Source organism: Sphingobium sp., from assembly GCF_033795625.1.
Classification (GTDB): domain Bacteria; phylum Pseudomonadota; class Alphaproteobacteria; order Sphingomonadales; family Sphingomonadaceae; genus Sphingobium.
Window position 1 is genome coordinate 86664 of the sequence record NZ_JARYGI010000009.1, and the last position, 25663, is coordinate 112326.

Here is a 25663-nt window from a genome sequence, read left to right on the forward strand (position 1 = left end):
GTCAAGCGAAGGGATTGGCGAAGAGCAGCAGCAGCGCGATCACGAGACAATAGATCGCCATCGTCTCGATCATGGCCAGGCCCACGAACAGGGTGCGCGAGACGGTGTTCGCCGCCTCAGGCTGGCGAGCGATCGCATCCATCGCTGCGGCGACCGCCTTGCCTTGGGCGAGTGCCGGCGCGATCGCGCCGATGGCGATGGCGAACGCCGCGCCGAGGATGCTGACGATGTGGATCCAGTTCATGAAGAGACCTCGTGGTTCGGCGCTTTCGGGGATGGGTTCGCTTCGCTGATGGCGCTGCCGATAAAGACCATTGCGAGCGCGCCGAAGATGTAGGCCTGGACGGCTCCGGTCAGCATCTCGAGCGCCATCAGCGGGATCGGTACGAGCAACCCGGCAAGGCTCAGCACGACGCCGATCATGAACACGCCGCTCATGACATTGCCGAACAGGCGCACCATCAAGGAGAAGCTGCGGGTGAACAGCTCAACGAGATTGAGCGGCACGAGCAGGATCGACGGCTGCGCGAAACTGCGCAGATAACCGCGCGCGCCAAGCGCCCGGACACCGAACCAGAGCGTCGCGCCGAACACGATCAAGGCCAGCGCCGCATCGGTTTCGAGGGCCGCCGTAGGCGGTTCGACGCCGGGCAAGAGCGATGACCAGTTTGCGACGAGCAGGAAGATGAAGAGCGTCCCGATCAGGGGCAGATAGGGCCGTGGCTCAGCGTCCATCGTCTCGCGAATCTGGCGCGCGATCACTTCGACCACCAGTTCCAGCGCCGCCTGGGTCCTGGTGGGACGAAGGCCGAGCCGCCGGGTCAGAAGCCAACAACCGATCGTCAGCACCGCCATGATGCCCCATGTCGTGACGACCGGCTGGCTGATCGGAACCGGTCCGATCGTGAACAGGATATGGCTTTCGAGCGGAGAGGCGAACTTCACGACACCGCTTTCAGTCGGTGCAGCACGACCTGTCGCGCCGCCATGAACCCGGCCGCAGCCGCGAGTAGGTCCACCCAGCCCTGCCTTGCGGCAACGAGCAGCACGCCGAGCGTCAGAAGCATCCGACCGAGCCGCAGGCCGAGCGACAGCATAATCGATCCGCCATGGACGAGCAGGTCAGCATCCTTCGCGATAGCCAGGTAATGTGCTGTTCCGGCAGCGGCGCCGAGCAGCAGAAACAGGAGGACGGCCCAGGGCGTCATTGCCGCCCGATCCACTTCCAGGCCGACCAGCAGCCGAGGCTCACGCCAAGGATCAGCAGCGGCGCGGTCCAGAAGATACCGCTGGACAGCCGATGGTCGAGCCAGCGGCCGATCGCGAGCGCAATTAACGCCGGCACGACGACCTGCCAGCCAAGCACGCCGATCTGGCCGAAATTGCGCGCAAAGGAGGGCAATCCCCGCGCCCTGCGTCGACGTTCAGCGCGCTGTTTGACCGCGTCCACGAGCCGTTCCTGCTCGGGTGGCAGATCCTGGGTCATAGACCGATCTCCGCCGGCACGCCCTGCAGCGCCTCGACCATGCGCCGGATCGCGCGCATGCGCAGCCGCGTCGCGGCGGTGCGACCGCTGCGTTCGGCATCGCCGCGCTCACGGTAACCCCTAAGCACTACCGTCTCGAGTTCGTCGAGATCATCGCCGACATGCGCCTCGCGCGTCGCGATCGAGACGTCATTGCCGCCACTCACCGTCAGAATGCCGTTGCGCACCGCGCAGTAGCCGGCGCGCCCGTCCATGTCGCGCCAGGAGACGACCGAGATATCGAGCGCGGTCAGGAAATCGGCGTGACCGTTCAGGATCCCAAAGCTGCCCGTCGCATCCTCGGCGCGGATTGCGGCGACCTCCCGGTCGACCATGATCGCGGTGGGATCAGTGATGCGCAGCCTCATGGCTTGGGCCCCACCTTGCCGCGCGCCTCTTCCAGGTCTCCGACCATATAGAAGGCACTTTCGTGCCAGTCGTCGGTCTCGCCACCGAGGATAGCGCGCACGCCATCGAGTGTGGCGTGGAGCGGCACCGATCGTCCGGGCTGGCCTGTAAAAGCCTGTGTTACGACAAAAGGCTGCGTCAGGAAGCGCTGGAGTCGGCGGGCACGGCCAACGATCAGCCGATCCTCCTGTCCCAGCTCCTCCATGCCGAGCAGCGCGATGATGTCCTGCAGCTCGCGATAATGAGCGATCGTCTCGCGGACCTTTTGGGCCAGCGCATAATGGTCCTCGCCCACGACCAGCGGATCGAGCAGGATCGAGGTGGAGGCAAGCGGATCGATCGCCGGGTACATGCCCTCCGCGGCCATCGTGCGTGACAGGAGCACATTGCTGTCGAGATGCGCCGAGATCGCCGTCACGGCCGGATCGGTGAAATCATCCGCAGGCACATAGACCGCTTCGATCGCGGTCACCGATGCGCCCGCGACCGAGGCGATCCGCTCCTGGAGCGCCGCGACTTCGCTCGCGAGCGTCGGCTGATAGCCGACCCGCGACGGCATCCGCCCTAAGAGCCCCGAAACTTCGCTGCCCGCCTGGACGAAGCGGAAGACATTATCCATCAACAGCAGCACATTGCGTTTCTGCTCGTCGCGAAAATATTCGGCGATGGTAAGCGCGGTCAGACCGACCCGCCAGCGCGCGCCCGGCGGCTCGTTCATCTGTCCGAAGACCAGCACGGTCTTCGCGATCACGCCGGAAGTGCGCATGTCGGTGAGCAGTTCATGCCCTTCGCGCGAGCGCTCGCCGATACCAGCAAACACCGACACGCCCTCGTAACGTGCGACCATTGCGTTGATCAGTTCCATCACCAGCACGGTTTTGCCGACCCCGGCGCCACCGAACATCGCCGCCTTGCCGCCCTGCGCGAGGGGCGCAAGCAGATCGATCACCTTGATCCCGGTCTCGAACATCGTCGTCGCTGTGCTCTGGGCATCGAGTGGCGGCGGTTGGCGATGGATTGGGCGAAGCGGAACGTCCACTGGAAGCGCCGCCCCGCCGTCGCCGATGACGCCGGTGGCATCGAGCAGGCGGCCCAGAACCGCATCGCCGACCGGGACCATGATCGCTGCACCCGTGGCCTCGACGTGGGCGCCGCGCGCGAGTCCGCTGGTGGTCTGGAGTGCGACCGCTCGCACGGTGCGCGCATCGACATGGCTCTGCACCTCGGCGATGTGCTTCCCTGTTGGGGTTACGATGCACAGCGCATCGTTGACCGGCGGAAGCGAGCCGGCGGCAAATTCCACGTCGAGCACGGGACCGCGGATCGCGCAAACGCGTCCGCTCGCCTTATCGATGTCGGGTGCCGCGCTGCTCATCTCAAGCTTCTCATGACGGGAGCTAAAGCGAGATCGGGCGGCATCGATATGCGGGACTATACGGATGCTCGTCTCTGCGCCGCGGCTTCGCCGGATCGCTAATGCAATCCGGTCTGGCGAAGTCCGATGTATCCCGACTTTCAGGACGCCAGTTTCGCTGTTCTGTCCGGCTCACGCCTCGCCAGTGGCGCACCTGTCGCAGTCCTGCGGCGAATCGTCGGCGGCCATCAGCAGAACAGGCGCGAACCCACCACCGGCGGTGCGCATATTGGTGGTTTGGCCCTGATATAGTCGCGCTGCGGCAACAAGCGGCTCCCCATCATAGGTGTAGAGACGAACGTCGATCTTGCGCTTAACCGTCTCTCCATCCAGCCGGATGATCCGCTCGCTTGGTCGCACATAGGCTTGGGCGACATAGTCGCTCTCCAGGATCTCGGCCCACACCGATTTCGTCAGCTTGTCGCCACGATAGGCCGCTTTGCTCCCATACCCTCCGGCCGGCTTGAAGAAGAATTGCCTGCGGCCCGCCCAAAGCCGCTCGGCGGAAGCCTTGTCGACCCGTTCGGTTGCCGGAATCCCGGCAACAAGCGTGTCGACAATTGCCGGGTCGAAACCCCATTCCCGCAGCTGCGCGGTGTCGGACAGCAGGGTGAGATTGCGCTTGTCGGCGAATTTCGCGTGGACATGGGGATTGGGCGTTACGACCACCGAGCCGTCGAGATATGCCGCTCGCAATGCCGAGTGCTCGGGTCGATCGAGCGAGAAATCGACGAGCCGGTTGTAGATGAGATCCACATTCCGGTCCCCATAGCGAAGAGTGCCGGACGCATAGGCGAATTCAGAAGGATCGGCGATGCAGACGCTATGGCCGGCCCGCTCCAGCAAATGGCGGGTCAACAGAAACTCGGGAAACAGATATTGCGATACGGGATCGTCATCGACGATGGCGATGGAGACCGGTTCGCCGCTGCCGCGTTGATAGCGCCATTCCTTCGAGAACATGGCCGCGACCACGGACTCAAACGGATCTGCGCGAAGAAAATCTGTCGGCTCGGAAGGACAGCAGACTCGTTGTGCCCGCGCGAGCACGGCATTCAACATTGCTCCTCCTGCATTGGTATTTATTTCGATCAGGGCCGGGCCGCGCTCGCTCAGATGGAAGTCATAGCCCATGAAGACGCCGTGCGGACCAAAGTCCTGTCGGGCACTTACTGGCGCCCAGGCCATGGTGGCTGCCAGATAATCCGGGTGGCGGGCGACCGTCTCGATCGCGGCGATGATGCGCTGCATCCCGGCGAGTTGGGACACATTGATGAACACCGCGACGTCCGAGAATAGATGCGGACGCGTTTCCAGATATGACGCTCGCATTGCCAGATCGCCCGTCTCCCGGACGAGTGCGTCGCTCAGGGCGGCGCGATCCAAGGTTACGCAAACGCATTCCGAACGTCCGTTCTGGAGGTCTGAGACTCGGGCTTCCTCTAGGCTCGGCACGCTATCGAGCTTCCCTGGAATAGAAACTGGACCCAGAACATAGCCTGATCCTTCTTTGGCTCATGCAAATTTCATTTCACGTGAGCGGCAACGACTTCGCCCGCCGCGTGATGACGCAAGAGGCTCGCTCACGGCGCGATCAGCCCCTGTTCTCGGGCGGCATCGTCATAAAGGAAGGCGGTGTTGGGATCAGGGTGGCCATAGCGATCAGAATCCGTTTCTCCCAGCCGGGTCAGCAGATCCCTGATCAGCGCGAGGCGTGCCTGGTGCTTGTCGTCCCCGCGAACCACCGTCCAGGGTGCCGCGATGCTGTGCGTGCGGGCGAGCATTGCATCGCGCGCCTTGCTGTAGGCCTTCCAGCGCTTGTTCGCCTGGTCGTCGATCGGGCTGATCTTCCACTGTTTGAGCGGATCCTCGCGTCGGGCGGTCAGGCGTTTCTTCTGTTCCGCCCTCGAGATATCGAGATAATATTTTACCAGCGTGACCCCGCAATGTTCGAGCAACTGCTCGAACATTGGGACGGTCGTCAGAAACTCCTCATATTCCTTGTCGGTGCAAAAGCCCATCACGCGCTCCACGCCGGCGCGATTGTACCAGCTACGATTGAACAGGACGATCTCGCCGGTAGCCGGCAGATGAGGGACCCAGCGCTGGAAATACCACGACCCGCGATCGTGATCCGATGGGGGGCCGAGTGCCACCACCCGGGTTTCGCGCGGGCTCAGATGCTCGACGACACGCTTTATCGTGCCGTCTTTGCCGGCTGCGTCGCGCCCTTCGACGATGACCAGCACCTTGCGGCCATCCTCGATGATTCCCCGCTGCAGGGCGGTGAGCCCGATCTGGAGCGCGCGCAACTGCTCGGCGTAACGGGGTTCGTTCTTCGCCTTCACCACCGGTTCTTTCTCCTGTCGGCAATCATGCACACCAAGATAGCGGGCCGCGAGGGCCGGGGTCGCACTCGTGGGCCGGTCTCAAACAGCGGCACCAACGGCATTGTGCTCCACCGCTGAGGCCCGACTCATGCCGCCCCGACTGATACCCGCCAGCCGGGTCCGCTTCAGCAGCAGCGCGTTGACCGCGACGAGTGCGGAGCTGCCCGACATAGCCAGCGCAGCGACCTCGGGGCTCAGCAGCACCGGATAGAGCACACCCGCCGCGAGTGGAAAGGCGATCACATTGTAGCCGACTGCCCACCACAGATTCTGGTGCATCTTGCGAAGCGTGGCGCGTGAGAGCGCTATGGCACCGACAATATCATAGGGGTCGCTCTTCATCAGGACGACATCGGCGCTTTCCATCGCGACGTCGGTGCCCGCCCCGATCGCAAATCCTACGTCGGCCTGGGTAAGCGCGGGGGCATCGTTGACCCCGTCACCGACCATGCCGACACGCTGGCCCTGGGCCTGCAGCTCCTTGACCTTCTCCGCCTTTTGACCGGGAAGCACATCGGCAAGGACGATGTCGATGCCAAGCTCATCGGCGATTCGCTTGGCCGTGCCGGCGTTGTCGCCGGTAATCATCGCGACCTTGACGCCGCGCTCCCGAAGCGCCGCGACGGTCGCCTTCGCGGTTGGCCGCGCCGCATCCGCTATGGCGATCAACCCGAGAATCTCGCCGCCGCGCGCAACATGGACAACGGTGCGCCCCGCCCCTTTCAGGCGCTCGCCAGGTTCCTCGAGGGCTCCCAGCGCTACTTTTCCTTCATCCATGAGACGCCGGTTGCCAAGCACCACGGTTGCGCCCTCGACCTGGGCGCTGGCGCCCTTCCCCTCTATATTGGCAAAATCGCGCGTCTCGGGAAGGGTGATACCGGATGCACCTTCGAGGACCGCCAGCGCAAGCGGGTGGTCGGAGTTGCGCTCGATCGCACCGGCGATGCGAAGCACCTCGTCCCGGGTGATGCCTTCCGCTGTCACTACTTCGACAACATTGGGCCGGCCCATGGTGAGGGTCCCCGTCTTGTCGAACACGATGACGTCAAGCTTGGTCGCATCCTCGAGCGCGCTGGCATTCTTGAACAGGATGCCGTTCATCGCGCCAAGGCCGGTACCGACCATTATCGCCATTGGCGTGGCAAGGCCAAGGGCGTCCGGGCAGGCGATCACGAAAACGGTTATCGTCATGGTCAGCGCAAACAGCAATGTCCCACCCAGAATCCAGTACCAGATGGCGAACGTCGCGAGACCGATCAGAATTGCCGCGAGCACCAGCCACTGCGATGCCCGGTCGGCGAGCAGCTGTGCCGGCGCCTTCGAGTTCTGCGCTTCCTGGACGAGCTTGACGATCTGGGCGAGCGCGGTGTCGGCGCCAACCTTGGTCGCGCGATAGCGGAAGCTACCGCTGCGGTTGATCGTCGCGCCGATCACGGTGTCGCCGGCCGCCTTCGACACCGGCATCGATTCGCCCGTGAGCATCGACTCATCGACCTCAGATTTGCCTTCGAGGATTTCGCCGTCGACGGGAATCTTGTTGCCCGGCCGGATCAGCACAACATCGCCGGCCAGCACCTCGGCGGTCGGCACTTCGACGTCCTTTCCGTCGCGCTGCACGGTCGCCATGGGCGGCGCCAGATCCATGAGCGCGCGGATTGCCTGGGACGCGCCGGCGCGAGCGCGCATCTCCAGCCAATGGCCGAGCAGAATGAAGATGAGCAGGACCGCGGAAGCCTCGTAAAATTGCTGGCCCTTGAACAGGAATGTCGACGCCACGCTGAACAGATAACCGGTGCCGACGCTCAACAGGACGAGCACCGCCATATTCAGCACACCGTTCCGAAGCGCGCGGATCGCGGCGACCACGAAGGGCCAGACCGGATAGAGGATCGCGGCGCTGGCAAGCAGGAACAGGGTCAGGTCGAGACTGAGTCCGAACATCGGTTTCAGAAGGGGATGGTCCAGACCCATTGGCGACAGCGCAAAGATCGGCAGGCCAAAAACGAGGCTGACGATAAACCTGTTGCGCATGTCGCGCGCCATAGCCGCCATGTCCTTGCCGTCGCCATGGCCCATCTCGTGCGCCATGGCGTCGTGTTCGGCCGTCACCGGCTTGCGATCGGGAGCAACCGATCTTGCGGCGACACCATCGGAACGATGATCGGGAGGATGCGTCGCGTCGGGCAAGACAGAGGACTGGGTTGTGCTTCCGATCACGCACACGTGCCGCGGGACGAGCCGGCCGCCGCAATGGAAACCGCATGCCGCGATCTGCTCCTCTATCGCGGTTTCGCTGGTGCGCGCTTCATCAAAGCTGACGGTGACGCTGTCGGAGGCGGCGTTCGCGGAGACCTGCGTCACGCCGGGAACCCGCAGCAACTGCTTTTCGACGCCGAGATGGTCGAGCGATTCGAATGATCCACGCAGATCGAAGGTGGACGTCTTCAAGGCAGGTCTCCGAAATCGAGGCAAGCCGCCGCCGACGTGTCGGCAGCCATAGATGCGCCCGCCGCCAAGGCCTGCGCGTGTCGGCCGGTCATCCCGGCTGACCTATTGCCGCCGATCACCCATGAAGCGCAGCAGGAACAGGAACAGGTTGAGGAAGTCGAGATAGAGCGTCAGCGCTCCCATCACGACCGCCTTACCGCGAAACTCGGTACCGGCCACATCGAAGTAGACGCTCTTGATCTTTTGCGTGTCGAAGGCAGTCAGGCCCGCAAACAGAAGCACGCCGATCGCGCTGACGATGAGATCCAAAGTGGACGACCGCAGGAACATGTTGACGACCATGGCGATGAGCAGGCCGACGACGCCCATGATCAGGAAGGTCCCGAACGCCGACAGGTTCCTCTTGGTTGTATAGCCCCACAGGCTCAAACCTCCGAAGGCTGCGGCCGTAACGAAGAATGTGCGCGCGACACTCACGCCGGTATAGGCGAGGAGGATGGTCGACAGCGATACGCCCATCAGGATCGCATAGGTCCAGAACAGTGCCTTGACGGTGCTCTCGGACAGCCGATTGATACCGAAGCTTAGCGTAAAGACCAGGGCGAGCGGTGCGAAGACCGCTATCCATCCGAGCAGCGTCGGAGTGCCGCTCGCGGCGAAAAACACGGCGCGTATGGCGGCGCTGTTCGCAACCAACATCGCGACGATCCCGGTCAACAACAGACCGCTGGCCATGTAGTTGTAGACTGCGAGCATATATGTTCGCAGTCCCACATCAAAGGCGACCGCGGGGATTGCCGGATTCCTGCCAGCGGTAAGCGGCGATGTGGTCGGTTTCAGCGGATCTGCCATGGCCAGTGCTCCTTCTCGGTGTCGCGGTTTCAAGCTTCAGTCATTTCGGCGAGGCGACCGGCACGTACGTGCAGCCGCGCCGGCCTATACGCCACGCCCCGATGCCGGGCGGACGGCTGAGCGGTTCCCCTGGGATTTGCGCCGGTCCGGCTGGCAGGGAATTCATCGCTGATCCGCTCCTGCGTCACGCTTCGCCCCGAGCAGGCGCGCGAGGTGGGGCACGAACGGTGGAACGGTCTTTGCGTAGCGCCGATAGGCATCATCAAATTCGGCGAGAGCCTCACGCTCCTCGGTCCGCGCCAACCGCAAATACATGACGACGAGGACCGGAAACATCGCAAGCGTCAGGATCGTCGGCCACTGCAGCAGGAACCCGAACATCACCAGAATGAACCCGATATATTGCGGGTGCCGCACATAGGAATAGATCCCCTGGGTCGCGAGCTCGTGGACCTTCTGCGCGTCGTACAGCGCCTTCCAACCCGTCGAGATCAAGATGAACCCGCCGCCGATCAGGATAAAGCTCATGATATGGAATGGCCCGGCATGCGGGTTCGCCCGCCAGCCGAAGAGCATCTCGAGCAGATGCCCGGCATCATGCGAGAACCAGTCGATATTGGGATAATGGCTCTGCAGCCACCCGGACAGGACATAGAGAGTCAATGGGAAGCCGTACATTTCCACGAACAGCGCAACCAGGAAGGCGCTGAACGCGCTGAACGATCGCCAGTCCCGAGTGGTTCGCGGCTTGAAGAAACTGTAGGCGAACAGGATGAAGACCGCTGCATTGACGACGACGAGGCCCCACAGACCATAGGCTTGCGCATGGCCCGTCACTGGCCCTGACCCTCCCGGGGCGAACGACCGGCCCCCGGCTGCGGTGTTCCATCGTGACCATGCCCATGTCCGTGATGCATGAAGAGGTGCATCAGGGGACACGACAGCAGCAGCAGAAAGGGCAGCGCGCCAAGTACATGCGCGCGATGCTCCGTGAACAGCAGCACGAAACCGAGCGCAAGAAAGCCTATCATCACGATGCCCGCGCGCGACGTCAGGAAATTCTTTTTCCCAGTATGTGCCGGTCGTTGCCGTTCCATGATCACGTTTCCTTGAATATAGAACTCGTTAAAAATTGCTGATTGCTCACTTGCGCTGCGCCGTCCTAGGGACGCTGCCAATGACCGATCCAATTGTGGAATGCGGCGAAGAGACCTCCCACGGCTGCGCCGAAGACGATCGACCAGCACAACCCCGCCCCAAGCGCGACGAACGATCCCGGCGGAGCTGTCGTGAACATCGTCACGAACATGTGTGACCCGATCGGACCGAACAAAGTCGCCGCGAGCCAGCAAAGCACGAAGACAGTGGAAAGAGCGGCAGCGCTGCTCGCGGCACATCGTATCACACTGAGCTTGCTTGCATCGGTCATGACGGCTTCCTTTCCCCCCAAATTTGGGCCGGATCGAAGACAGCCACTATACGTATTCCACCCAAGGCTCGGTCGCTCGACCCTGGTCGATGCTGCCGTCAGCGGGAGGCCATCGCCAATGCCACGGTCCTTGGTGTGACGCCCATGAACCGCCGCATCGTACGAGAGAGATGCGCCTGGTCGCTGAACCCCGCATCCGCTGCGGCTGCCACAAGGGGCGCGCCCGCGCCAAGTGATCGCAGGCCCTGCTCGAGCATGAACCATAGCCGCCAGTGTGAGAGCGGTGCGCCCAACTGCTCCGCGGCAAGCGCACGCAACCGCGGTTCAGAGAGTCCGACAGCGCGCGCGATTTCACCTAGATCGGCTATGTCCACTCGTGCGTCCTTCAGGCGCCGCAATGCCTCGCAAAGGCGCGCGTCGATCGGCGGTGTCGGGCAGGCCGCTGCAAGCTCGTAAAGCGTTCCAGCGAGGTCATCGGAGCTGCGCAACTGCTCGGATAGCGCTGCCGGTGGCGACGCCGCGTCCTTACCGTCCCCAAGCCTGGACCAGGCAATACCCAGCGGGCTGAAGGATCGCGCATAGATCACCCTCGCATGCGTCGCGGTGGGACGAACCGCGTGAAGCGCGCCTGCGCGCACCAGCACGGCAGGTCCAGTCAACGAACCTGCGATCGTCTCGACATGGATCGGCTCGGACAGTCCGACGATCATCTGCGCGGCGAGATGGCGATGGGGTCGGGTGTCGCCGCAACGACCCTCGAACCACGCCCATCCGTCGCCCAGGCGGACATGGCCGGTCCACAAATCGCCATAGCTTGGCATCGGAGCTTACTCCCGTCGCGAAACTGAAGATGCAAGCGAAAGGTTCAAGACTCGGGGTGCTGCGATCGCCATGAAGCACATGGAGGCATAACGGTGAATGACAGTCCAACCTTCGTCCCCGCACTCGGGCTGTCTGGCCTGACGGGCGACTATGACCGGGTGATTGCGGTCATGACCCGCGAGCGTCGGTGGCGCAGCGCATTGCTCGAGTCGATTGCACCCGAGGCGGGCGATGTCATCGTCGATGTGGGCGCCGGCACGGGCTCGCAGCTGATCGCGATCAAACAGGCTGTCCCCACGGCACGCGTGATCGGGGTCGATCCGGATCCTGCCGCTCTCGCGCTGGCGCGGCAAAAGGCACAAACGGCCGGCGTAGAAAGCGAGTGGGTTCGAGGTTTCGGCGACCAGGTCGACGTCCTGGTCGGCACGATCGCCAACAAGATCGTGTCGAGCCTCGTGCTGCATCAATGCGACCTGCCGGTGAAATCGGCCATCCTTCGGGCCATGGCACGAACGCTTTGCCCAGGTGGCCTCGTGGCGATTGCCGATTACGGACTTCAGCGTACCTTGTTGATGCGAACGCTGTTTCGTCAGGTGCAGGCGCTCGACGGCTGGGAGCGCACCGGGCTCAACGCAAAGGGCATCCTGCCGGAGCTCATCGCCGACGCCGGCTTCGAAAATGTCGCCGAAGTTCGCGTCGTCCAGACGCCGACCGGCTCGATCTCGCTCTATACCGGGCGCAAGCCGTTCTGACACCGGGCGGCAAGACGAGACCAACACCCACCCGGCGATGGCTTCGGAATCAGCGAAGCGTCGATGCCTGCGATCAACTGTGGTGCGCAAAGACGCGACGCCCTTCGGGGCCAAAGGCGATGACATCGTAAGGCTGGCCCTTCATGCCTGCCATCTCCATGCCCGGCGATCCCATCGGCATCCCCGCAACGGCGAGCCCGGTGACGCCTTTGGGATGCTGGGCCAGCACGCGCTTCATGTCGGAGATCGGAACATGGCCCTCAAAGGTCATCCCGTCGATGGTGGCGGTATGACAAGAAGCCAGGTCTGAGGGCACGCCGGCACGCCTGCTCAAGCCGGCGCGGCCGGCATCGTCGATGATCTGCACCTGCCGGCCGAACTGCGCGCGTACCTGCGCCGCCCATTTCTCACAGCAACCGCAGCCAGGATCGCGGTGAACCACAATCGGGTTCGCCGCCATCGCTGCGACCGGAACGGCAAGTGCCAAAGCGGCGGCGAGGGTACGGATGCTGATCATGGTAGCTCCTTCGATTTCATGCAGGCGCGTTGCCGGTCGAGCCGATAGCACCACTCTTGCGACACTATATTGCGGGCAAGAAGCGCCTTCACCTGGTCAATTTCCTGTCTCTGGGACCGAATAAACTCATTGCACAGCGCAGCTTTATCCCTCTGGGCCAACATACGGCGCCTGGCGACCTTTCTCAGCGCAACCATCTCTGGGACATGCAGAACATGTTCAGATTGTTGTAGAGCTGCCGAGCCTGTCGTCCACGAAGAACATGACAAGATACATGGCCGTGCTGCCGACTATCGTCTGCACCGCGAGGCTCGCATCCACGTTTTCATCATGTTACGTCCCCTTCGTTGACTCCACTGACAACGCTCAAAACCAGGTCCTCACACCAATGACGAAGCTGGTCGCCTTAATGCGTTCACCATCAGCCCTTGCATAGTCGGCAGTTTTGCCCAGTTTTCGATCGTAGGATACGCCAATGTAAGGCGCAAACTGCCGTCGGATCTCATAGCGCAGGCGCAATCCGAACTCGGCGTTGGAGATTCCAGACCCAATCCGTGTCTCAGGCACGTCCTGCGCGGAGAGATTCAGTTCAATTCGGGGCTGCAGAATGATTCGCTGCGTGATGCGCTGGTCATAATAACCCTCAACACGACCGAGAACTTCACCCTTGTTGGAAAGGAATAGAGCCGCTTCGGTTTCAAACCAATAGGGTGCGAGGCCCTCCACCCCGACAGTAGCGTATGTTCGGGACGGATTGGGCTTGAAATCGTATCGAACGCCAGCTTGGAGGTTCCAATACGGATCGATCGCCCGGCTGTAGAGCGCCTGGACCTCGGCGGTCTCCATGAACGATCCGCCAGGACCGCCAAGGACACCCTCGCCCTCGCTCTTCAGCGTCAACCGATTGACGTCCCCGCCATACCAAGCCTCTCCATCCCAGCGGTAGCCGTCACGCCCATTGCGAACCTGATACTCCGCGATATTGAACATGATTTGATAGAAGGCTTGCCCCCCCTGCTCGTGCATCATAGCCATTCGCGACTGTGTCATCGCAGCGGGCGGGAACTGCCGATCGGCGTAGTGGTCCATGGGAGGCTTTGGCGCAGGGGCATTTCCGGCCGGGAGTGCGGTTCCGGTCATTTCCATGCCCGGCATGGCAGCCATATCGTGGCCACCATGATCCCCGGACATATTCATGCCGGGCATGCTGCCAGCCATCGGTGTAGAACCGCTGTTGCCCATATCCATGCCCGGCATCGCGCCATGGTCCATAGTCGGCGCCGTTGCCGCGGCTGCTGGTCCCGGCTGAGGCATCGCCATTCCAGGCATGGTCGAATGATCCATGCCTTCCATATCCTGGCGAGCCGCGGGCTTTGCCGGGGCCACTCTGACCGGCGCGGCCCTTTTAGGAGCCGGCTTCTTTGCCGCAGGCTTTTTGGCAGGCTTGGGGGAAGCCGGTTTTTTCGCGGGCATCGCCATACCGGGCATGCTGGAATGATCCATGCCCTGCATCGACTGGGCTTGCGCGGTTACCGGAATGGCGAGCAACATCGCCGACCCGCCGAGCAGTGTCGTCAAAACGCGCTTCATGCTGCGTCTCCCTTCGGCCGCACACTGACGACGCGCATCATCCCGGCGTGCATGTGGTAGAGAAGATGGCAGTGGAACGCCCAGTCGCCGACCGCATCAGCGGTAAAATCCCATGTGACCTTCCCGCCCGGCTGCACGATGACCGTGTGCTTGCGCGGCGCATGATCGCCATGACCCGTGACCAGTTCAAAAAAGTGGCCGTGGATATGGATCGGATGACCCATCATGCTGTCGTTGATCAGATTGATCCGAACCCTCTCACCCTCGATGAAGGGGATCGGGTCATGCACATCCGACATCTTCTCGCCGTCGAACGACCACATGAACCGCTCCATGTTGCCGGTGAGATGGATATCGAGACTGCGGTCCGGAGCACGCACGTCAGGATTGCGCTCCAGCGCCATGAGATCCTTGTAAACGAGAACCTTGTGGCCGACATTCTCGAGACCCTGACCGGGCTCTCCGGTGCGGTCCATCGGCATAGGCGAGATCGTCTGCACGCCCGGTGACTTTTTGACCTGCGGCGCTTTTGAAAAGTCACGCATGTTCATCGGCCCCATTTCCATGGAGCCCATATCCATGCCCGGCTGCCCCGCCATGGCGCTGTGATCCATGCCGGCCATCGCACCCCCGCCTGCCGCCATGCCCGCCATATTGGAATGATCCATGCCCGCCATGGCGGTCCCGCCAGGAGCCGCGCCCATGGCCATGGCCCCGGCACCAGCCACCGTCAGCTTCGCCGAGGCATTTTTCTCCGCAGTCGGGTCGACGCCCCGCATCGGCGACATGCCGCCTCCGGACATGTCCATGCCTTCCATGCCCGGCATCGATGACATGTCCATGCCCATGTCTTTCATCGTGGCGAGCGGCCGTTCACGCAGCGGCGGCACTTCGGCCGTCATCCCAGCACGCGGCGCGAGCGTGGCCCGCGCCATGCCTGAACGGTCGATGGCCTCACCGACCAGCGTGTAGGCGCGATCATCGGGCGGAGTAACGATCACGTCGTAGGTTTCAGCCACTCCGATCTGGAATTCTTCGACCATCACGGGCCGCACATTCTGGCCGTCAGCCTGCACCACCGTCAGCGGGAGGCCCGGTATCCGCACATTGAAGGTCGTCATCGCCGAGGCGTTGATGAAGCGCAGCCGGACGCGTTCGCCCGGCGTGAACAGAGCGGTCCAATTGTCTCGAGGCCCGTAGCCATTGACGATGTAGGTATAAGCCGAACCCGTCGCGTCGGAAATATCGGTTGGATCCATCCGCATCTTGCCCCAATCGAGGCGATCCTTCAGAGCCTGGTCGCGCTTGGACAGCAGACCGGCAAGCGTCTGGCGCTGGAAGTTGAAATGCCCGGGGTCCACTTTCATCGCCCGAAAGATCGCTTCTGGCGAAATGGCGCTGTGATCGGCCAGCACGATGACATGCTCGCGGTCATATTTCACCGGGTCAACACCGGCAGGGTCGATCACGATCGGACCATAATGCCCCAGCTGCTCCTGAAGGCCCGAATGGCTATGATACCAATAGGTGCCGTTCTGGATGATCGGAAATTCATAGACAAAAGTGGTTTTGGGCCGAATGCCCGGGAAGGATATACCCGGCACGCCATCGAATTGCGGCGGCACCAGCACGCCATGCCAGTGTATCGAGCTATCCTCATCGAGATCGTTGGTCACATGCAGGCGAACAGTCTGTCCCTCGCGCAGCCGGATCAACGGCGCCGGAACTGTGCCGTTGACGCCAATGGCCCGCATTTTCCGACCGTCGATCGTCATCATCTGCTGAGCAATTTTAAGCTCGATGTCATTGCCGGAAACCGTCGGGAGCGGCGTCGCGATGCCGGTTGATACGGGCTGCGCCCATGCCGGCATCCACGCGGACAATGCCAAGCCACCGCCAGCAAGCGAGGCTCCCCGGATTAAATCGCGGCGGGTCAATACCGGGCTCATGTCGTCTCCCTTGTTCAAAATCAGGCGCAAGGCTCAGCGAACGCCTTATGCACCATACTCTCTGAGGCTTACGCACGACCTGGGCGGACCCCTCATCAATCCGCCAATATTTCCGCGAGCCGGCTTCGAGCCCTGTACAGGCGCGTCTCGACAGCCTTGCCACTGATCGCAAGCGCGGCCGCAGTTTCCGCCTGGGTCATTCCCTCTACCGTCCTCAGCAAGAGTACCTCGCGCAACGGAGCCGAAAGCTGTGCGATCGCCGCATTGAGGCGTGCGAGCTCCATCCTTCCCGAGACCGTTTCATGGGCAGAGGGGCTATCGTCCGGGACCGCTTCGCGCTCCTGCTCTGTTGGACCCGCTCCGAAAGTGAACAATCGCCGCACTTTCTGCCGGCGACGCCAATCTCGGCATTTGTTGATCGCGATGCGCGACAGCCAGGCGCGCAGCGGGCGATCGCCATCATATTTCTGCAAATGGCCGAAGGCGGAGACAAAGCAATCCTGCGTCAGATCAAGCGCCTCGTCCGCGTTGACCACGAGACCGCGAACCAGACGGAAAATCGGTGTCTGATGGCGATGCATAATCTCGGCGAACGCCGCCTGGCGACCACCCAAGGTCAACGCCGCGAGTTCACCGTCCGAACACGCCTTGAGATCCAGACTCACCGTACGTCGTCGGTGAGCGCATGAACCACCGCCTGATCGAACGTCCTGGCCTGATCCGGGCGCAGGATCTGGCGCATGGCGAAGATGTGGCCAAGCGTCTCTTTCTGAAGTTCGCCCATTGCCTGGTGTGATTGATCGACAGCGGCTGTTACCCGCGGACCGTTGCCGTGCTCGGCTTCAATGGCATCTGCAAGCCGTGCGTTGTCGGCCCGCAATTCAAGTTCGAGTGCCCGCCGGCGGACAGCAAAACGCTGTTCAAGAAGATCGATCTGGCTCTTTTGACGAGCGTCCAGATCAAGTTTTCCGTGCAACACCTCATGCAGTTCGACACCCGCAGCCACCGGTTGCGGAAAGAAATACCGGCCCAGAAAGACGCCAGCGACCGCCGCGATAAAGGCCACCACTGCGACCAGCAAAAGCAGCTTGGCCTTCATCGCGATCCCACCAACAGCGTCGATGGCGCAAGCGGATTGGACGGCCCAAATGGAGATAATGTCACGGACGCTTCGGCCGGCGTTGCAAGACCATTGCTGGCGACGCCGAGCAATACAGCGCCGAACGCCGCCACCATGCCAAGGGTCAGCTGCTGCGCGGTGGAAACTTGCGGACGCGCCGCAATGCGCCTGAACACAGCCTCCTCCAGACCGGAAAGCCCTGGGTGAACGGCGTCGGTGCGCAAGCGGCTCAAAAGCCCGTCAAGGTCAATGTTCATCGTCTATTCCCATCATTCGATCTCACCCGTTGGCGCCTGACGACGCTACCCAATGCCTGGTCACCCGGCAGCACGCGACGCGATATCTCGCGCTGACCGACGCAAGTACCCATTCAAGGCGCCGTCTTCGCCATACCTGGCATGTCTTTCATCATCGCATCATGATCTTCCGGCGCGCTGGCGACAGCGGCCTGATATTGCGCAGCCGACATCTTCGGTAGCTGACGAACAAAAGCCACCATATCCCAAATCAAATCGTCGCTGTGCGTTTTCCCCCACGCCGGCATGGCCGTGAGCTTGACGCCATGTTTGATCATCCAGAACTGCTCCTTGGCCGACCTTTGTGGCTCCCGGAATAGCTCTGGGGCTCGTGGATACAGGCCCTGGCTGATCTCTGTCTTCTCGAGGCCCGGCCCTAGATGACAGCCACTGCACATCTCCGTGTAGAGCCCCGCGCCGCTCTCTAGGCGCTTTACATCCATCAGATTGCCAGGGACGACGACATTACGTGCGCGCACAGCGACAGAACGATCCCGGAATTGCTCGATCATCCAGTAGATAGGCCGGCTATGCGGCGAGTCGGCGCCGATGTCATATGCACCGACATACACCACCACACCGCCGACCGCAGCGACGGCGAGTGCCGCGATCGCAAGAAAGGGGCCGCTCGGCAAATGCCGCCTTATGCCTGTCATCCGCGGATCTGCCATTGCATCCTCCCCACAAAATCTCGGGCGACCGGTGTGTCCAAGCCGTCCACTTGATCATACGCGCGGGGCGCCTCGACCCCTCATGGCCTATGAAAATCATCCTCGTTCACCGAACTCAGAAGGTCGGGTGCGGCGCTCGCCTAAGAATTGTGGCGGCATCGTTGAGGGGTCACGGGCGGCCGTGCGTAATTCGAATTGTCGGCAGTACCGCCGCGCATGGAGAAATCGATGTTTCGTAAGACAGTTTTTGCGGTTGCGCTGGCCGCCTCTGCAATCGTAGCCACGGCCGCTCAGGCACACCCCAGGCTGGCGACTGCGATGCCCGCCGCCGACGCGGTGGTCACCGCCCCTACAAAAGTTCAGCTCGTTTTTTCCGAGGCGCTCGTTGCTCAATTTTCCGGCATCGACCTGACCATGACCGAAATGCCCGGCATGAAGATGGGGCCGATGAAGATGAATGGCGTCAAGGTTGCCCTCGCCCCCGATGGCAAGACGCTTGTTGCGACCTTCGCCAAGCCGCTGTCTGCCGGGACGTACAAGGTCGACTATCACATCGTGTCCACCGACACGCATCGCGTCCAGGGCAGCTACACGTTCAAGGTCAAGTAAGGGGTGCCAGACACGGTAGCGACCGCCGTCAGGCTGGGGCTATATCTTGATCTCATGCTCCTGTTTGGGCTGCCGATGTTCGGGCTCTACACGCTGCGCGGGGCCGAGCGGCAATCCGGCTCGGTCCTGCGCTTCCGTCCCGTTCTCGCCACCATCGCTCTGGTCGGCATCGGATTGTCGATCCTGGGCGTCATGGTATTGGCCGCATCGATGGGCGGAGTCGCCATCGGCGAGGTCGACCGCGCGACGGTCAGCCTGGTAATCTCGGGCACGACGATCGGCACCGTTTGGCAGCTGCGTATCGCCGCTCTCCTGTTAGTGTTGTATTTCTCGATCGTGGGATGGCAGCGGCCGACCTTCGCATTGGCTTCGCTCTCGATCACGGCCGCCGTGGCACTTTCTACGCTGGCGTGGACCGGCCATGGAGCCGCCGATGAAGGCGCACTTGGCTGGCTCCACCTGGCCGCAGACATCACCCATCTGCTGGCGGCCGGGACCTGGATAGGGGCGCTATGTGGCCTCTGTCTCCTGATCTTCCGGTCCGCTACGCGCATGGCGGCCGAGCATATCCATCTTTCCCACCGGGCATTGGACGGATTTGCAAGAGTTGGCTCGATTGTCGTCGGCCTGCTGATTGTCTCGGGCCTCGTAAATAGTTGGATATTGATTGGGCCATCGAAACTCGGCGCACTTTTCACCACCCTCTATGGCATCCTGCTTCTAGGCAAGTTGCTGCTTTTCGGTGCGATGCTCCTCCTGGCCGCGGCGAACCGCTTTTTTCTGACGCCGGCGCTCGCGGCTGCGTTGGAGCGCGGAGAGGGCGCAGCCGCAGTCGGAGCATTACGCCGGAGCCTCCTGATCGAAAGCAGTTGCGCAATCGCGATCCTCGCGCTGGTCGCGTGGCTTGGGCTGCTTGCGCCACCAGCATCGGGAATGTGAGTGAGAGATTTTTAGGGCAGTGTGCGGGCTATGGCCTTGATCGCCTTCAGCCCTGATCCGAACCGCGAAATTGCCTCCTTGTGCCGCTCCAGCTCGCCATAGGGAAGATAGGCGATCTCGAGATCGGCGACACGGCTGAAGGCGGGGCGCGCCAGTTGCGCCCGCACGTCGGCTTCTCGGGCGTCCGGGGCGACGAGGAACAGCCCAGCGGTTGCGTGTAGTGCGCTCCCGCTCAGGGCCAGGTCGAGCATGCGCACTATGCCGGAATAGATCGAAGTCGAGTGCTCCACCTCGAAAGCCGCCGCAACACGATCACCGCCCTGTTCGAGCCACAACACATCGATCAGGCGGATGGCGTCGCCGCCGGTCGAGGTGGAAATGGAAGCTGGCAAGCTTTCAAGGCACCCCTCCCCAAGGCGTATCCCGTTATGAAGACGGCCGCGATCATTGGCCGCTATCCAGACATCATAGCCAAGCGCCCGACCGATATCGCGGAGCCAGGCTTGAATTTCCGAATGGGTGCGATCGCTTTCGCCCTGCTTCTGAACAGCCTTATTGAGGTTCTGCGCTTCTGCCCGGGCTTGCTCGAGACGAGCTGTCCAGCCGCTAGCGCTTTGATCCTCCTCACCGCGGGGCGGGGCCGGATATCGGCCTGAGCCGATGTCGAACAATAGACCGCCAATGGCGCCAAGATCGTTGGACAGCAGATCCCGGAATTGTTCATTGAGATCGAGAACCTCCGACCGCATTGCCAGGAAATGCGGCCAACTCCCCAGCTTGACCTTTCCGCCCGTGAGCTTGTTGTACCCGTTAACGATCGCCGTGTTGAACGGCGGCACCAGCGTCGGATGCAGAAAATACAGGAGATTGGCGACCGCTGGCCCGAGCCCCTTAATGTTCAGCCGGTCGATCGTATGGATGCCGGAAATAATTTCTTCCGCCGTATCGCAGCACGCGCAGTGATCCAGCAACCGGCCAAAGGCGCGCTGATGCGCCGCGTTCTCATAAATGTCCGGTATCCGCAGCTTTGGCTTCCACAAAAAGGCATGATCTGCCCCCTTGAAGATCTGCCGTTGTTCCGCGACCGAATGAACCACGGTTTCCAGCGACGAGCCGCGATAAGCGACGCCAAATCGTCCCGTCTCGATCTCGGCGACCACCTGGGCCAGACCGCGGCGGATGGAGCGGAAATTCTTGATCCGCTCGTCCCACAAAAACCAGCTCTGATAGGTCGCGTTCGGATCTTCCTTCCATCGCTGAATGAGTTGCCGTGCCAGCAATTCAAAATCCGCCAAACCGTCCCCCTTTGTCGATTACTCGATGAGCTCGAGAGGCTAGCATTGTGGTCGACGGCAGGCCAGATTCCTGATCCCTGCCACGCCATGCGGAAGTCGATTGCCTCGCTGTTCACTGGATGTCGTCTGGAATGTGGATGAGGAGGTCGCGCGTATAATCGACAAGCAATGCTCCCATCGCGGCACCAAAGAGGACCAGGAATAGCAGCAGCGCGAGCAATTTAGGCACGAAGCTGACCGTTTGCTCGTTGATCGACGTCGCGGCTTGAATAATCGAGATGACCAGCCCCACGACACCCATGATGATCAAAGGCGGTCCCGCTACCATGGCCATGACCCAAAGCGCACGTCCCATCGACACAGAAAAAGGACTGTAGGTCTCCATTTATACCTCCCCCTGCACTTGCGCTCGCAAGTGCCAAGGAGCCAACAGTTCCGCCCATCGCGGGACGAACGGCCAAGCGGATGATCGTTGGTTCGATCAGGTCTTCCCTTGGACGCTCGCCCCGCTCCACGCTGCGACCCGTGGGCTCCCGAATGGCCCATCGAGTCTCTCGACGGGCTACTACTGACTTACGCACCGGCGGCGCGCACCCCTCGCCCCGGCCAGCAATTTCTTCAAAACATCGAAGGGCATGCGAGGGAAGATGGGCGAGCGCGCGTAATAGAAATGAGGATCACCGTCGGCGAGGTGCGCATGTACGACTGCATTATCATTGGCGGAGGCCCCGCAGGCCTGACAGCTGCCACCTACCTGGGTCGATTTCTGCGTGCCACGTTGGTTATCGACGCCGGGGCCGGACGTGCCGCCAGCATTCCCACGACGCATAATCTCATCGGCTTCCCGGAAGGGATATCTGGTGAGGAGTTGTTGTCGCGTATGCGTCAGCACGCTGTCGGCTACGGTGCGGAATTGGTCAGTGACGTGGCCCTCGGTATCATGCAGTCCAAGACAGGCTTTGCCGTGGGCATGAGTTCCCGCACCCTCGAGGCGCGGACGGTGTTGCTTGCGCCGGGCGTTGCAAACCACCGACCCAACCTCGCCCAAGCTGCACATGACAGAGGCGTTTCGCGCGGCCTCATCCGCTACTGCCCAATTTGTGATGCGTACGAGGTGCGCGGCAAGCGCGTGGCAGTCCTGGGCTGCTCGGAGCATGGAGCGGCCGAGGCGATCTTCGTGCGGCGCTACAGCGAAACCGTTACCCTGCTCACTGAAGAATCCGTGCAGCTTTCTCTTGCCGACCAAGCTGATCTTGCGGACGGCGGAATTGCGGTCGAACGTGCCGCCATACAAACATTATCGATAAACGATGATGATGTTCTCGTGCGCCTGTCCGATGGCCAATCGCTCAGCTTCGATACGCTCTATGTCGCGCTCGGAAGTTCCGGAAGATCAGAGCTCGCGCGGGTAGCCGGTGCTTCGTTGAGCGCGTCGGGTTGCATCATCGTCGACGACCACCAGCGAACATCGATCAGCGGCCTGTTCGCTGCCGGCGACGTCGTCGAAGGGTTGGACCAGATTGCCGTCGCGGCGGGTCAGGCGGCCAAGGCAGCGACCGCGATCCACAATCTCTTGCTCGAATAATCAGGCTCCAGCGTCTGGCGGACAGAATATTTGAACCGGGGCCTTGACCCTGACACGATGTCAGACCCCAGATTGTTTAGCGTCGACAAGGAGACGAGCCATGACCGATCCTATTTCCGCGAACACATCTGGTGCGCATAACTGTTGCGCTGGAAAGCACCGCGAGCCGCAAGGTCCGACGACAGCGAAGGATCCTGTCTGCGGCATGATGGTCGATCCCGGCGCGACCGCGCACCATGCCTCACACGGCGACCAGGAGTTTCACTTCTGCAGTGCCGGATGTCGGGCGAAGTTCGTCGCCGAGCCGGAACGATATCTGTCGAGCGGGGGCGACACGCCCACGGCCGCAGAACCTGGCACGATTTGGACTTGTCCGATGCACCCGGAGATCCGAAAAGATCGTGCCGGTCCTTGCCCGATCTGCGGCATGGCACTCGAGCCCGAGCTCATAACGGCGGAATCAGGCCCGAGCCCTGAACTCGTCGATATGTCACGGCGCTTCTGGATCGCCCTGGCGCTGACGGTGCCCATATTCCTACTCGAAATGGGCGGACACCTTTTCCCCGCGCTTCATCAACTCGTCCCCGAGCGAATATCAGGGTGGGTTCAGCTCGCTTTGGCGACCCCCGTCGTGCTTTGGGCCGGTTGGCCGTTTTTCGAGCGCGGTTGGGCGTCCATTCGGACGCGAAACCTGAACATGTTCACGCTGATCGCGATGGGAACCGGTGTCGCCTGGGCCTATAGCGTGGTGGCCACGCTTGCCCCCGGAATATTCCCGGCGGCATTCCGCATGATGGATGGCACGGTCGCCATCTATTTCGAGGCCGCCGCGGTCATCACCGTCCTCGTGCTCCTTGGGCAGGTTCTCGAGCTGCGCGCGCGAGAGCGGACATCGGGCGCGATCAAGGCCCTGCTCAATCTGGCACCCAAGACTGCCCGCCGGATCCTGCCGGATGGTCACGACGAGGAAGTCGCGATTGACCTGATCGTGGTCGGCGACAGGTTGCGCGTCCGCCCCGGCGAAAAGGTGCCTGTGGATGCGATTGTCGAGGACGGCCGCTCTTCGATCGACGAGTCCATGGTGACTGGCGAGTCGATGCCGGTGACGAAGACGGTCGATGCCCATGTAGTGGCGGGCACGATAAACCAAACAGGATCGCTCGTCATACGCGCGGACAAGGTTGGCCGGGATACGATGCTGGCGCGGATCGTCCAGATGGTGGCAGATGCGCAGCGTTCGCGCGCGCCGATCCAGCGCATGGCCGACAAGGTTGCGGGCTGGTTCGTGCCGGCAGTGCTTGCCGTCGCACTGCTCTCCTTTGCGATCTGGGGAATATGGGGTCCAGAACCGCGACTGGCGCATGGCCTCGTGGCCGCGGTCGCGGTGCTGATCATCGCTTGTCCCTGCGCGCTGGGTCTCGCGACGCCGATGTCGATCATGGTCGGGATCGGACGGGGGGCCGGCCTCGGTGTCCTGATCAAGAATGCCGAGGCGCTGGAGCGCATGGAAAAGGTCGACACGATCGTCGTCGACAAAACCGGCACGCTGACAGAAGGGCGCCCATCGGTCACGAATATCGTGGCGATGGACGGCTTTTCGGAGCACGATCTTCTTCGCCTGGCGGCGGGCGTCGAGCGGGCGTCGGAGCATCCGCTGGCGCTCGCGATCGTCGCGGCCGCGAAGGATCGTGACATCGACGTTCCCGAGGTTTCCGACTTTGACTCGCCTACCGGAAAGGGCGCGGTCGGGACCGTGGACGGCAAGCGGATCTTTCTGGGCGGCGCCGTTTATCTCAAAGAGAATGGCATCGATGTGTCAGCCGCGGCTGCACGCGCCAATGAGCTGCGGGCGGACGGAGCGACGGCGATTTTCGCGGCCGTTGATGGCCGGGTCGCCGGAATTCTCGCCATTGCGGACTCGATCAAGGCAACCACAGCGGAGGCGCTGGCCGCCTTGCGAAAAGAGGGCGTGAGCGTCGTCATGTTGACGGGCGACAACCGGACAACCGCCGAGGCGGTGGCCCGGAAACTAGGCATCGATGCGGTTGAAGCCGAGGTGCTGCCCGATCAGAAGAGCGCTGTCGTCCTGCGGCTGCAGCGCGAAGGCCATGTCGTTGCCATGGCTGGCGATGGGGTGAACGACGCGCCCGCTCTCGCGGCGGCGGACGTCGGCATCGCCATGGGTTCGGGCACCGATGTCGCCATCGAAAGCGCCGGGATCACACTGCTCAAGGGTGATCTCAACGGCATCGTGCGGGCGCGGCGCCTGAGCGAGGCAACGATGGCCAACATACGCCAGAACCTGTTCTTCGCCTTCATCTACAATGCCGCTGGCGTCCCCATCGCCGCCGGGCTGCTCTATCCGGTGTTCGGCATCCTTCTGTCGCCTGTCATCGCCGCTGCGGCGATGGCCCTGTCATCCGTCAGCGTCGTCACCAACGCGCTGCGTCTCAATCGGGTGACGCTGTGAACATCGGCGCGGCCTCCGATGCGAGCGCTGTGTCGCAGCGCATGATCCGCCATTATGAGAAGATCGGGCTTATCCCGTCGCCGCCGCGACGTGACAGCGGGTATCGCGACTATTCGCAAGCCGACGTGCACCTCCTGCGTTTCATCGCCAACGCCCGCGATCTCGGCTTTCCCATTGGGGAAATCCGCGTGCTGCTTGATCTCTGGTCCGACCGCGAGCGCGCGAGCGCGGAGGTCAAGGCTCTGGCGGAATCGCGCGCGGGAGACCTGGGTCGGAAGGCGGATGCACTCAATGCCATGCGCGAAGCACTGCTCGACCTTGCGAATGCCTGCCATGGGGACGAGCGGCCCGAATGCCCTATACTCACGCGTCTGGCGTCCTGAGCCTATCTGGCGGCTCGGCCTTGTCCTCGATGACGCACCTCAGGTCGCTCCCCATTTGAGTGTCGTAAGCACTGTCGAAGCTGTCGGTACGCAACGGTACATCGCGTTGACCTGTGGCTCGTGGGTGTGTGGCTGAAGCACGTCATCGGCACGATGCGCGCGCTGGCCCCCCACGGGCAGAGTGTCACGCCCGAAAAGA

The 25663-nt window shown here is 62.3% G+C and carries 29 protein-coding genes; 6 read left to right on the forward strand and 23 right to left on the reverse strand.

Features of this window, described 5'->3' with window-relative positions; all coding sequences use genetic code 11:
- Position 1 precedes the first annotated feature (1 nt).
- From QHC67_RS06740 to QHC67_RS06805, 14 genes are all read right to left on the reverse strand, one after another.
- Positions 2-244 carry a F0F1 ATP synthase subunit C gene (locus QHC67_RS06740; RefSeq protein ID WP_010405656.1) on the reverse strand — a complete coding sequence of 81 codons (243 nt, stop codon included), beginning with the start codon at positions 242-244 and terminating at the stop codon, positions 2-4.
- On the reverse strand, positions 241-945 hold the full coding sequence (locus tag QHC67_RS06745; protein WP_024018188.1) for a F0F1 ATP synthase subunit A: 705 nt from the start codon (positions 943-945) through the stop codon (positions 241-243). The genes QHC67_RS06740 and QHC67_RS06745 overlap by 4 nt, the downstream gene beginning before the upstream one ends.
- Positions 942-1208, reverse strand: a complete 267-nt coding sequence (locus tag QHC67_RS06750) for an ATP synthase subunit I (protein ID WP_024018187.1) — start codon at positions 1206-1208, stop codon at positions 942-944. The genes QHC67_RS06745 and QHC67_RS06750 overlap by 4 nt, the downstream gene beginning before the upstream one ends.
- Positions 1205-1486: an AtpZ/AtpI family protein gene (locus QHC67_RS06755; RefSeq protein WP_024018186.1), complete on the reverse strand. Its 282-nt coding sequence runs from the start codon at positions 1484-1486 to the stop codon at positions 1205-1207. The genes QHC67_RS06750 and QHC67_RS06755 overlap by 4 nt, the downstream gene beginning before the upstream one ends.
- On the reverse strand, positions 1483-1893 hold the full coding sequence (locus QHC67_RS06760) for a F0F1 ATP synthase subunit epsilon (protein WP_024018185.1): 411 nt from the start codon (positions 1891-1893) through the stop codon (positions 1483-1485). Before QHC67_RS06760 ends, QHC67_RS06755 begins: the two co-directional genes overlap by 4 nt.
- On the reverse strand, positions 1890-3308 hold the full coding sequence (gene atpD / locus QHC67_RS06765) for a F0F1 ATP synthase subunit beta (RefSeq protein WP_024018184.1): 1419 nt from the start codon (positions 3306-3308) through the stop codon (positions 1890-1892). Before atpD ends, QHC67_RS06760 begins: the two co-directional genes overlap by 4 nt.
- A 171-nt stretch (positions 3309-3479) precedes the next feature.
- Complete coding sequence (locus tag QHC67_RS06770) at positions 3480-4733, reverse strand: hypothetical protein (RefSeq protein WP_024018183.1); 1254 nt, start codon at positions 4731-4733, stop codon at positions 3480-3482.
- Between the two features lie 197 nt (positions 4734-4930).
- Positions 4931-5698: a polyphosphate kinase 2 gene (gene ppk2 / locus QHC67_RS06775; protein WP_024018182.1), complete on the reverse strand. Its 768-nt coding sequence runs from the start codon at positions 5696-5698 to the stop codon at positions 4931-4933.
- Positions 5699-5776: 78 nt separating this feature from the next.
- On the reverse strand, positions 5777-8185 hold the full coding sequence (locus QHC67_RS06780; RefSeq protein ID WP_024018181.1) for a heavy metal translocating P-type ATPase: 2409 nt from the start codon (positions 8183-8185) through the stop codon (positions 5777-5779).
- 102 nt (positions 8186-8287) lie between these two features.
- Positions 8288-9037, reverse strand: a complete 750-nt coding sequence (locus tag QHC67_RS06785) for a Bax inhibitor-1/YccA family protein (protein ID WP_024018180.1) — start codon at positions 9035-9037, stop codon at positions 8288-8290.
- Positions 9038-9199: 162 nt separating this feature from the next.
- A complete protein-coding gene (locus QHC67_RS06790) occupies positions 9200-9874 on the reverse strand; it encodes a methyltransferase family protein (protein ID WP_024018179.1) in 675 nt (224 codons plus the stop codon).
- Positions 9871-10134, reverse strand: a complete 264-nt coding sequence (locus QHC67_RS06795) for a DUF2933 domain-containing protein (RefSeq protein ID WP_024018178.1) — start codon at positions 10132-10134, stop codon at positions 9871-9873. The genes QHC67_RS06790 and QHC67_RS06795 overlap by 4 nt, the downstream gene beginning before the upstream one ends.
- Before the next feature lie 65 nt (positions 10135-10199).
- Positions 10200-10466: a hypothetical protein gene (locus tag QHC67_RS06800; protein ID WP_024018177.1), complete on the reverse strand. Its 267-nt coding sequence runs from the start codon at positions 10464-10466 to the stop codon at positions 10200-10202.
- 98 nt (positions 10467-10564) lie between these two features.
- A complete protein-coding gene (locus tag QHC67_RS06805; RefSeq protein WP_169574008.1) occupies positions 10565-11287 on the reverse strand; it encodes a helix-turn-helix domain-containing protein in 723 nt (240 codons plus the stop codon).
- Positions 11288-11380: 93 nt separating this feature from the next.
- Here QHC67_RS06805 and QHC67_RS06810 point away from each other — a divergent pair, with 93 nt between their 5' ends.
- Positions 11381-12040 (forward strand): class I SAM-dependent methyltransferase, encoded by a 660-nt coding sequence (locus QHC67_RS06810; RefSeq protein ID WP_024018175.1) that lies wholly within the window; start codon positions 11381-11383, stop codon positions 12038-12040.
- Positions 12041-12113: 73 nt separating this feature from the next.
- On the opposite strand, the gene QHC67_RS06815 is transcribed toward QHC67_RS06810, so the two are convergent.
- The 7 genes from QHC67_RS06815 to QHC67_RS06845 form a co-directional block, all read right to left on the reverse strand.
- Positions 12114-12557: a DUF411 domain-containing protein gene (locus QHC67_RS06815; RefSeq protein ID WP_024018174.1), complete on the reverse strand. Its 444-nt coding sequence runs from the start codon at positions 12555-12557 to the stop codon at positions 12114-12116.
- Positions 12558-12923: 366 nt separating this feature from the next.
- Complete coding sequence (locus tag QHC67_RS06820) at positions 12924-14147, reverse strand: copper resistance protein B (protein WP_031308582.1); 1224 nt, start codon at positions 14145-14147, stop codon at positions 12924-12926.
- Positions 14144-16096 (reverse strand): copper resistance system multicopper oxidase, encoded by a 1953-nt coding sequence (locus QHC67_RS06825; RefSeq protein ID WP_024018170.1) that lies wholly within the window; start codon positions 16094-16096, stop codon positions 14144-14146. The genes QHC67_RS06820 and QHC67_RS06825 overlap by 4 nt, the downstream gene beginning before the upstream one ends.
- Before the next feature lie 95 nt (positions 16097-16191).
- Positions 16192-16761 carry an RNA polymerase sigma factor gene (locus tag QHC67_RS06830; protein WP_024018169.1) on the reverse strand — a complete coding sequence of 190 codons (570 nt, stop codon included), beginning with the start codon at positions 16759-16761 and terminating at the stop codon, positions 16192-16194.
- Entirely contained in the window at positions 16758-17195 is a 438-nt protein-coding gene (locus QHC67_RS06835; RefSeq protein ID WP_024018168.1) for a periplasmic heavy metal sensor, read from the reverse strand. The genes QHC67_RS06830 and QHC67_RS06835 overlap by 4 nt, the downstream gene beginning before the upstream one ends.
- Positions 17192-17473 (reverse strand): hypothetical protein, encoded by a 282-nt coding sequence (locus QHC67_RS06840; RefSeq protein WP_024018167.1) that lies wholly within the window; start codon positions 17471-17473, stop codon positions 17192-17194. Before QHC67_RS06840 ends, QHC67_RS06835 begins: the two co-directional genes overlap by 4 nt.
- Positions 17474-17586: 113 nt before the next feature.
- Positions 17587-18147, reverse strand: a complete 561-nt coding sequence (locus tag QHC67_RS06845; protein ID WP_239019059.1) for a c-type cytochrome — start codon at positions 18145-18147, stop codon at positions 17587-17589.
- 264 nt (positions 18148-18411) lie between these two features.
- Between QHC67_RS06845 and copC the strand changes: the two genes are divergently transcribed.
- Entirely contained in the window at positions 18412-18792 is a 381-nt protein-coding gene (gene copC, locus QHC67_RS06850) for a copper homeostasis periplasmic binding protein CopC (protein WP_031308579.1), read from the forward strand.
- A gap of 3 nt (positions 18793-18795) precedes the next feature.
- Positions 18796-19731, forward strand: coding sequence for a copper homeostasis membrane protein CopD (gene copD, locus QHC67_RS06855; protein WP_031308578.1), 936 nt, complete (start codon positions 18796-18798; stop codon positions 19729-19731).
- An 11-nt stretch (positions 19732-19742) separates the two neighbouring features.
- On the opposite strand, the gene QHC67_RS06860 is transcribed toward copD, so the two are convergent.
- On the reverse strand, positions 19743-21026 hold the full coding sequence (locus tag QHC67_RS06860; RefSeq protein ID WP_024018163.1) for a hypothetical protein: 1284 nt from the start codon (positions 21024-21026) through the stop codon (positions 19743-19745).
- Between the two features lie 112 nt (positions 21027-21138).
- Positions 21139-21411 (reverse strand): flagellar biosynthetic protein FliQ, encoded by a 273-nt coding sequence (locus QHC67_RS06865; protein WP_088181985.1) that lies wholly within the window; start codon positions 21409-21411, stop codon positions 21139-21141.
- Between the two features lie 285 nt (positions 21412-21696).
- Between QHC67_RS06865 and QHC67_RS06870 the strand changes: the two genes are divergently transcribed.
- The 3 genes from QHC67_RS06870 to cueR all read left to right on the forward strand — a co-directional run bounded on the left by QHC67_RS06870 (position 21697) and on the right by cueR (position 25464).
- On the forward strand, positions 21697-22611 hold the full coding sequence (locus QHC67_RS06870; protein ID WP_024018161.1) for an NAD(P)/FAD-dependent oxidoreductase: 915 nt from the start codon (positions 21697-21699) through the stop codon (positions 22609-22611).
- A gap of 100 nt (positions 22612-22711) precedes the next feature.
- Positions 22712-25081: a heavy metal translocating P-type ATPase gene (locus QHC67_RS06875; RefSeq protein WP_037529499.1), complete on the forward strand. Its 2370-nt coding sequence runs from the start codon at positions 22712-22714 to the stop codon at positions 25079-25081.
- Entirely contained in the window at positions 25078-25464 is a 387-nt protein-coding gene (cueR, locus tag QHC67_RS06880; RefSeq protein WP_024018159.1) for a Cu(I)-responsive transcriptional regulator, read from the forward strand. The genes QHC67_RS06875 and cueR overlap by 4 nt, the downstream gene beginning before the upstream one ends.
- Positions 25465-25663: the final 199 nt, after the last annotated feature.